This is a genomic window from Alkalilacustris brevis (assembly GCF_003350345.1).
Taxonomy (GTDB): Bacteria; Pseudomonadota; Alphaproteobacteria; order Rhodobacterales; family Rhodobacteraceae; genus Alkalilacustris; species Alkalilacustris brevis.
In genome coordinates this window covers 1-3,494 of the sequence record NZ_QNVJ01000024.1, presented here as the reverse complement: position 1 = coordinate 3,494, position 3,494 = coordinate 1, and the positions used below count along the sequence as shown (strand labels likewise).

The window sequence follows — 3,494 nt, the reverse complement described above, 5'->3', positions numbered from 1 at the left end:
CCGCCGCGTCTCGGCCTGGCAGCATTCGGTCATGGTCTGGCAGCTCTGCCGCCCGGTCTATGCGCGCTGGATGGATGCCGCTGTCTTGTCCGGTGCGCTCACCCTGCCCGGCTACGAGGCGAACCGCGCGCGGCTCCTGACCGCTGACTGGCTGCCCACGAAATGGGACTGGGTTGACCCCTTGAAGGATGCCAATGCCGAGATCGCCCAGATCGAGGCGGGCCTCAAATCCCGCACCCAGGCCATCGCCGAGCGCGGCTACGACGCCGAGCAGGTCGACCGCGAAATCGCCGCCGAGCGGGAACGCGAGCGCGCGCTGGGCCTCGACTTCCGTCGCCCCGGCTCGCCCGCACAAGGTGCGCAGGCAGTCCCCGGTAAAGACGACGCCCCAGGCGCAGCGACGCCTGACGCAGACGATACAACCGATGACGCGGAGGATCGCCCGCGCCCAGACGAGGACCAGCCCTGATGCTCCATGCCCGCATTGCCGCGCGCGCCTTCAACACGCCGCTGCTGGTGGAACCCTCCAAGGCCATGGCCTTCCTGTCCGGCCTCGGTCCCCGCATCCTGGGGCGGCGGGTCGAACTGGCAGACGGCGTCGAGGCGCCGGATGGAGCGGCCACCCTGCCCGTCCGCGCCGGCATTCTCGCCGGTCGCCTTGCGGACAGCTATCGCCTGCATGGCGATGCGCCCTACCCGGTCGTGGATGGCATCGCCGTGATCGAGGTCGCAGGCGTGCTGATCCATCGCGGCGGCTGGATCGGGCAATCCTCGGGTCAGACCAGTTACGAGGGCATCGCCGCCCAGATCGAGGCGGCGGCCAGCGATCCGGCGGTGCGCGGTCTGGCATTGGAAATCGACAGTTTTGGGGGCGAAGTTGCGGGTGTTTTTGACCTCGCAGATCGCATTCGTGCCATTCGGGCCCGCAAACCTGTCTGGGCCTTTGTCGCCGAACACGCCTTCTCGGCGGGCTATGCGCTGGCGAGCCAGGCCGACCGCATCCTGCTGCCACGCACCGGCGCGCTGGGCAGCATCGGGGTCGTGGTGCTCCATGCCGACCTCAGCGGGCAGCTGGACCAGGACGGGGTGCGCGTCACGCTGATCCATTCCGGCCAGCACAAGGTCGATGGCAATCCGTATCAGCCGCTGCCCGAGGCCGTGCGCGACGACATCCAGCGCGAAATCGATGTGCTGCGATTTCTGTTCGCGGAAACTGTAGCCGCTGGACGTTCTGGCAAGATCAGCCAGGAGGCCGCCATGGCCTCCGAAGCCGCGACCTTCCGCGGGGCGGATGCTGTCGCCGCAGGCCTCGCCGACGATGTGAGCGATCTGACGCGAGGCTTTGCCACATTTCGGCAGATGGTCGCACGAAGGCCGTCCGCTGCATTCGCCCGCGCGGCTCCCGCAAAAAGTCACCAAGCCATCACCCACCCCCGAAAGGAGAGACCCATGGCCAACGCGCCTGACCCTGAAAAGACGCAGCAAGAGGAGAGGAGTGATGTGCAGTCGGATGATGCGACCGACGGGACAGTCGACACGCCCGCTGCAGATACGCCATCCGATACCGGCAATTCAGTCACTGCGCCTGCGCCAGCCACTACCGTCTCGGCACGAACACCTCCTTACCCGTCATCTGCATCGGCGCCGGAACAGCCATCCGAGCAGCCCGGCAATCTGGCCGAGCTCTCGGCGCAGCTTCGCGAGGCGGCGGCGGAGATCGCCGAGATCGCGGCGCAGGCGGGCCGCCTCGGCATCGCCATCGACGCGGCGAAAGCGCTTCGCGAGGGCACCACCCCCGAGGCCCTGCGCCGCCTGGTGCTGGAGCGTGCCAGTGCCGCAGCTGACGCGCGCGACGTGGTGGCCGCAGCGCCGTCGCCGATTCTGCCGAAAGTTTCCGAAAGCCCCATCGTCGCCGCCGCGAAGCGCACAGCAGCCAACCCGCGCGGCTGAACTTCCCCGGAAGTCTCCGGCCAGAACGACTGCGAACCACCAGCATCACCATAGCCCCGCCGATCCGCGTCGGCGGGGTTCATCCTTTGCGTTCCTGAGAAAGGCTCCCCGCCATGACCGTCCTTCATCAGCCCGCTTTGAGCGGCGATGTCCTCAAATACGAGGTCAACCCGAACTACACCCGCGAGACCGTCACCCTGCTCGAGGGCACCAACTATCCCGTCGGCGCCGTGCTGGGCCGGATCACCGCCAGCGGCAAGTACAAGCTCGCCACATCGGGCGGCTCGGACGGCGCGCAGACCGCCGCCGCCGTGCTGCTCTACGCCGTGGATGCCAGCGCCACCGACGCGATCGGCGTGGTGGTCGCGCGCGGCCCCGCCATCGTCTCGAAGGCCGCCCTCGTCTTCGACGCCACCGTCGATGATGCGCCCAAGACCGCCACAAAGCACGGCCAGCTGGCCGCGCTCGGCATCATCCCGCGCGAAACCGCCTGATCCGCTCCCGCGCATCTCCCCCCTGCCCCTCTTTCCCCGGAGTTCCCCATGACCATCACCCGCAACCCGTTCGACACGGGCGGCTATTCGCTCGCCGAGATGACGCAGGCCATCAACATCCTGCCCAACCTCTACACCCGCCTCGGCCAGATCGGCCTCTTCCGCTTCGAGGGCGTCACCCAGCGCTCCATCGTGATCGAACAGCGCGAGGGGGTGCTGAGCCTCCTGCCCTCCGTGCCGCTGGGCGCCCCCGCCACGGTCGGCAACCGCGAGGCGCGCTCGATGCGCAGCTTCGCGCTGCCGTGGATCCCGCATGACGACGTAATCCTGCCCGCCGACATCCAGGGCATGCCCGCGCTGGGCGTCTCCGACGCGGCCGATCCGCTGGTCGAGGTGATGAACCGCAAGCTCACGCTGATGCGCCGCAAGCATGCCCAGACCCGCGAGTACATGGAGATGAACGCGCTGCGCGGCATCGTGAAGGACGGGGCGGGCACGACCCTCTACAACTATTTCACCGAATTCGGCCTCGATCAGATCTCGGTCGACTTCGTCTTTGGCACGGCGGGCACCAATATCCAGGGCAAGGTCCGCAACGTCCTGCGCGCCATTGAGGACAACCTCCTCGGCGAGACCATGACCACCGCCCATGCGCTGGTCAGCTCCGAATTCTTCGACAAGCTGATCAGCCACCCCAAGACCGAGGATGCCTACAAGTTCTTCTCCGCCACGGGTGGCCAGCCACTGCGCGAGGACATGCGCCGCGCCTTCCCCTTCGCCGGCATCCTGTTCGAGGAGTATAACGGCTCGGTCACGCTTTCGAACGGCACATCGGAGCGGCTGATCCCCACCGGCGAGGGCATCGCCTTCCCGCTGGGCACGTTCGACACCTTCACCACCTATGGCGGGCCCGCGAATCTCCTGGAGACCGCCAACACGGTCGGGCTGCCGCTTTATGCGCGGCAGATGATGGATGCCAAGGGACGATGGATCGATCTGATGACCGAGGCCTCGATCCTGCCGGTCAACAAGCGCCCGCGCCTCGCGATC

At 67.6% G+C, this 3,494-nt stretch carries 3 protein-coding genes and 1 pseudogene; all 4 read left to right on the top strand.

The window, feature by feature from the left end:
* Positions 1-469 (top strand): annotated as a pseudogene (locus DQ229_RS16450) (phage portal protein); the annotation flags it as partial.
* Positions 469-1,950, top strand: coding sequence for a S49 family peptidase (locus DQ229_RS03590; protein ID WP_114964911.1), 1,482 nt, complete (start codon positions 469-471; stop codon positions 1,948-1,950). The pseudogene DQ229_RS16450 and the gene DQ229_RS03590, both read left to right, overlap by 1 nt.
* Before the next feature lie 113 nt (positions 1,951-2,063).
* Positions 2,064-2,444 carry a head decoration protein gene (locus DQ229_RS03585; protein ID WP_114964910.1) on the top strand — a complete coding sequence of 127 codons (381 nt, stop codon included), beginning with the start codon at positions 2,064-2,066 and terminating at the stop codon, positions 2,442-2,444.
* Between the two features lie 48 nt (positions 2,445-2,492).
* Positions 2,493-3,494 (top strand): major capsid protein (locus DQ229_RS03580; protein WP_155326433.1); only part of this gene is annotated, 1,002 nt, incomplete at its 3' end.

Coding starts and splice junctions, on each gene's coding strand:
- DQ229_RS03590 (WP_114964911.1), top strand. CDS start 469: ATGCTCCATGCCCGCATTGCCGCGCGCGCCTTCAACACGCCGCTGCTG.
- DQ229_RS03585 (WP_114964910.1), top strand. CDS start 2,064: ATGACCGTCCTTCATCAGCCCGCTTTGAGCGGCGATGTCCTCAAATAC.